This window comes from Coprococcus intestinihominis, assembly GCF_040096555.1.
GTDB classification, from domain to species: domain Bacteria; phylum Bacillota; class Clostridia; order Lachnospirales; family Lachnospiraceae; genus Coprococcus_A; species Coprococcus_A intestinihominis.
In genome coordinates this window covers 1-4,113 of the sequence record NZ_JBBMEK010000281.1, presented here as the reverse complement: position 1 = coordinate 4,113, position 4,113 = coordinate 1, and the positions used below count along the sequence as shown (strand labels likewise).

The 4,113-nt window shown below is 43.5% G+C and carries 5 protein-coding genes; 1 reads left to right on the top strand and 4 read right to left on the bottom strand.

The features are described 5' to 3' along the window. The 3 genes from frlD to WMO25_RS15620 form a co-directional block, all read right to left on the bottom strand. Positions 1–701, bottom strand: a 701-nt coding sequence (gene frlD / locus WMO25_RS15630) for a fructoselysine 6-kinase (protein ID WP_349086100.1), incomplete at its 3' end; no start/stop codon positions are given. Beyond that, positions 698–1,534 (bottom strand): fructoselysine 3-epimerase, encoded by an 837-nt coding sequence (frlC, locus tag WMO25_RS15625; protein ID WP_349086099.1) that lies wholly within the window; start codon positions 1,532–1,534, stop codon positions 698–700. The genes frlD and frlC, both read right to left, overlap by 4 nt. Positions 1,535–1,727: 193 nt before the next feature. Beyond that, complete coding sequence (locus tag WMO25_RS15620; RefSeq protein ID WP_349086097.1) at positions 1,728–2,303, bottom strand: FAD-binding oxidoreductase; 576 nt, start codon at positions 2,301–2,303, stop codon at positions 1,728–1,730. A 5-nt stretch (positions 2,304–2,308) separates the two neighbouring features. Between WMO25_RS15620 and WMO25_RS15615 the strand changes: the two genes are divergently transcribed. Then, positions 2,309–2,656, top strand: coding sequence for a 2-oxoacid:ferredoxin oxidoreductase subunit gamma family protein (locus WMO25_RS15615; RefSeq protein WP_349086096.1), 348 nt, complete (start codon positions 2,309–2,311; stop codon positions 2,654–2,656). Between the two features lie 245 nt (positions 2,657–2,901). On the opposite strand, the gene WMO25_RS15610 is transcribed toward WMO25_RS15615, so the two are convergent. Then, positions 2,902–3,897 carry an SIS domain-containing protein gene (locus tag WMO25_RS15610; protein ID WP_349086095.1) on the bottom strand — a complete coding sequence of 332 codons (996 nt, stop codon included), beginning with the start codon at positions 3,895–3,897 and terminating at the stop codon, positions 2,902–2,904. Positions 3,898–4,113 lie beyond the last annotated feature (216 nt).

The window sequence follows — 4,113 nt, the reverse complement described above, 5'->3', positions numbered from 1 at the left end:
AAGCTGTCGCCTGCCCCCATGGTATCCACCACTTCGCAAGGCACAATACCACCATAATAAAACTTCTCGCCGTCATAAGCCATGCTGCCCTTCTCGCCGCGGGTAACAACCATCACCTTCGGTCCTTTGGCATGCAGGTCGATCAGCATTTTCTTCAATTCTTCTTCATCCTTGTCATCATCTGCAAAGAAACCGTAATCTACATACGGAATAGCCTTGACAGATACCGGATCATCCGGTCTTGTGGCAAAATCAAAGGCTACTATTGCCCCTTTTTCCTTCAAAACCGGCAGATCATTCTCAATCATGCCCCAGAGACCGGAAACAACCATATCATAGCTACTGAGGAAATCAATATCTTCCGCATCCAGCTTGAAATCGGCCATAACCCCCTCTTCATAATCACCAAGCACTCTGTCGCCATCCACAATCTCCACGTGGGTCACAGCAGTTGTTCCCTCAAGTATCTTCATCCGGGAAACATCCACACCTTTGCCCTGAATGGCATCCATCATCTGCTTGCCGTAGACGTCTGTCCCCACCGGTCCGATATAGGCAGACGCACCGCCAAGACGTGCCACATAAACCGCCACATTCACAGGATTGCCTCCCGGAAAAGCCTTATTCTCTTTATCGTAAACATCCATGCAGTTGTCACCAGCTGCTGCAATTCTTATTTTCTTCATTTTGTTTTCTCTCATAAAATACTCCTAATTCTTTTTATCGCTATCTCCGCATACACCGACGGTTCTTTCAGATACCCTGTCACCAGTTCAATGGTAGCGCAGCCATCATATCCGGCCCTTCTGATTTCCCGAAGGATTCCTTCAAGGGGCATATTGCCATCCCCCGGCAGAATATGGCTGTCACTGACGCCATCGTTGTCAATCACATGCAGATACCCGAATCGACCGCCAAGACGCCTGACATACTCCGCTGCCGGTTCACCTGTTGTATATGGCACCGCCAGATCACACATGCCCACCAGATACGGTGACAGGACTTTATCCAATGCCCGTTCCAGGTCATTTAGACTTGTAATAACATTGCTCTCATAAATCGTCAATGGTTCCAGAATCAACTTCACCTTCTGCTGCTCTGCCTTTGCTGTCAGACGTTCCAGACTTTTCTGAAGCCGTTCTTCAATCTCATGTCCTGTCATCTGATACCCTGCATGACCGGCCGAGAAAAGCATCATCGGTGCGCCCATGGCCGCTGTCAGCTCAATGGCTTTCTCTAAATACACCATTGATCGCTCCCACTGAAATTCGTCTCCGGCCATGTAATTAAAGGGATAGCCATTGTGCTCCGGTGTAAAACATTTCACAGGCATCCGGTATTTTTGAATCAGTCTGTCAATTTCTCCAACCCCTCTTGCCGTCAGATCTTCCACATACGCATGCGGATAACCGCCCCATAATTCTATATAATCATAGCCAAAACGACTGGCATCCTCAAAAGCCTGCTCCAACGTATACCGCTGATAGCCACTCGTAAAAAGCCCCAGCTCCAATTCTGCCACCTTCCTTTCCATTTCATTTTAGTATTTCTACTTTAAATAATACTTCTATTTTAATATAGAACAAACAGATATACAAGGTCAGGTTTTGCTACACACAAAAAAGACGATTCCCGGCGAATCGTCTTTTTGTGTAAGTGTTCAATGATGATTGGTCAATATCATTGGTCGAGGAAGTTATATAGCAAAACCTGCTTATTTATGGTCATTAATTATCTAAATCGATGATAACACCCGGATTCAGAATGTTGTTCGGGTCAAAGGCTTTCTTGATGCTCTTCATGATACCAAGTACATGCGGTGTATACTGCAGATTCATGTAAGGTTTTCTTGTCTTACCTGTACCATGTTCCGCTGTGATTGTGCCGCCGTATTTGATAGCTGCTTTGTAGATATCACGACGCATATCATCTGCCCATTCTGGTACTTTTCCATCTACCATCAGGATAAAGTTATGGAAATTTCCATCTGCTACATGACCAAAGCGAGGCGTTGTAGTGCCATATTTTTCTGCAATTGCATCAAATTCTTTCAGCAGATCGCCGATATTGGCAACAGGAACAGCTGTATCCAGAGAATCCACGAATACCGGTTTGTATACTTCGTAAATTGCTGAACGGATATCAAGAAGGTTTCTCTGCTGTTTGCTGTCTTCTGCGATAACGGAGCCTACAGCGCCATTGTTTTCACAGATTTCTGCGATTGTACCAGCTGTCTCATAAAGTGCATCTTCTGTTGCTTCTTCTACAAGATAGAGAAGATCGACTTTACCTTCATCCTTCATTGGCCATGTTCTTTCGATATGCTCAGCTGTACCAACAGAAATCGCACGATCCATGTATTCTTCCAACAGTTGCTCCAGGTGGTACTGTTCTCATTGGCGATACTGTAGAAATTCCTGAAGGTGCAAGACAGGACGTAACTTACGTCAAAGTTAACTGCACAGAGATCGCAACTTCTCTTGGCAATCCAAAAGGTGCCAACATTGTTATGACCGGTGCAATCATCAAACTGATGGGTGATTTTACTCATGATGCTGCGGTTGCAGCTATGAACCATATGTTTGCCAAAAAAGGCAAATCCAAATTCAACGAGTCTAATGCCAGGGCTTTTGATGCTGGATTTAATGCCGTATAACTTTAATTTTTGATAAATTTTCCTTTCTACTTGACAAAAGAAGAAGCATTGTCTCTGTGATTGCAGGTACAATGCTTCTTCTTTTCTATCACTATTTGTAACTGTTCAGAGCCAGGCAAAATTTCAAAAAACAGGTATAAAATGTTTGCATTTTTAAAACTGTTTTTGAAATTTTATTTGGCGGATACGCCACACCGACGAAATGCGTAGCATTTTGGAGGTTGGCTCTGAACGGTTACTATATTTTAATAATCAAACTGTCTGTAATATCTTCTGATCTCCATTGGGTGGCAGTTGATCTTCTCGATATGCGCATCGATTCTCTGAGTAACTGCATGGCTGATCAGATGGCTGATGCTACCACGGTATTTCTCGCTGATACCCTTGATCGGATAATCTTTTGTATCAATAATTGTGTAGTTGGCGCATACCTTTGGCAGGAATGCTGCAACTCTTTCGCTGAGTCTTCTTTGGGAATCTTCACCGACAAATACAGTTACAGGTGTATCTTTGTCGATAACTTCCAGCATACCATGGAAGAATTCTGCACTGTGGATAGACTTTGTACGCAGCCAATGCTGTTCTTCCCAATAACACATTGCGTAAGAATATGTAGAGCCGTACTGATTGCCGGCACCTACAAAGTAATGCAGTTTGTCATTGCAGTGCTTTTCAGCGTAAGCAGCACCAAAAGCATCTGCAGCCTTCTCTACATCTACAAGACCCTGAGCCAGATGTGCATCCATTTCTGCATAATATTCATCGTAATCTTCAAACTCACCTGCATTCTTCATGAAACGGTCTGCAACCATGAAGAACTTCAACTGTTCATTGGCCGGATAGGAAATCACATAATCTACCATCTTCGCCAGTTCAGCTTCTGCCTTATCAATGAAACCAAATACTTTAGCACCGTCAGCCTGTGCTTTCTTCACACCTTCAACCATCTCAATCGTGCTTCCTGTAACAGAAGACAGAATCACAATTGTGCCTTTGCCGACACGCTTGTTGCCTGTTGTCACATACTCAGCTGCATTCTCTGAGAAAAGTTCAATAGCAGATTTCTCCTTCATATGCACTTCAGCCTGCAGAGCAGAAGCCCATGTACCGCCAATGCCAAGCCAGCAGATATTCTTGTATCCTTCAGCACAAATAGCATCAACAATTTCTTCAATACGACTGCGAAGAGCCAGAGCACCATTGACGCTGTCCAGCTGCTTCTGTTCATCAAATTTCAGCATAATCTTTATCTCCATTTCTTAAATACTGTCAAAAAATTAACCTATCTCATCATACATCAGTTAAGTCTTTGTTGCAAGCTTTTTCATCAGAAAATTATATCAGACCATTCTTAAATTAGATATGGACACTAAAGAGAAATTAGTGACATGCTCCCACCACTTAAATCACAGATTTTGAAGTGGGGGCTTCTTGCTCAATGGCTCTACTGAGCCAAG

What these genes read in the sequence shown, in the direction of transcription:
- WMO25_RS15610 (WP_349086095.1), bottom strand. Translation starts at nt 3,897, where the DNA reads ATGCTGAAATTTGATGAACAGAAGCAGCTGGACAGCGTCAATGGTGCT.
- WMO25_RS15615 (WP_349086096.1), top strand. Translation starts at nt 2,309, where the DNA reads ATGTTCTTTCGATATGCTCAGCTGTACCAACAGAAATCGCACGATCCA.
- frlC (WP_349086099.1), bottom strand. Translation starts at nt 1,534, where the DNA reads ATGGAAAGGAAGGTGGCAGAATTGGAGCTGGGGCTTTTTACGAGTGGC.
- WMO25_RS15620 (WP_349086097.1), bottom strand. Translation starts at nt 2,303, where the DNA reads ATGAAGGATGAAGGTAAAGTCGATCTTCTCTATCTTGTAGAAGAAGCA.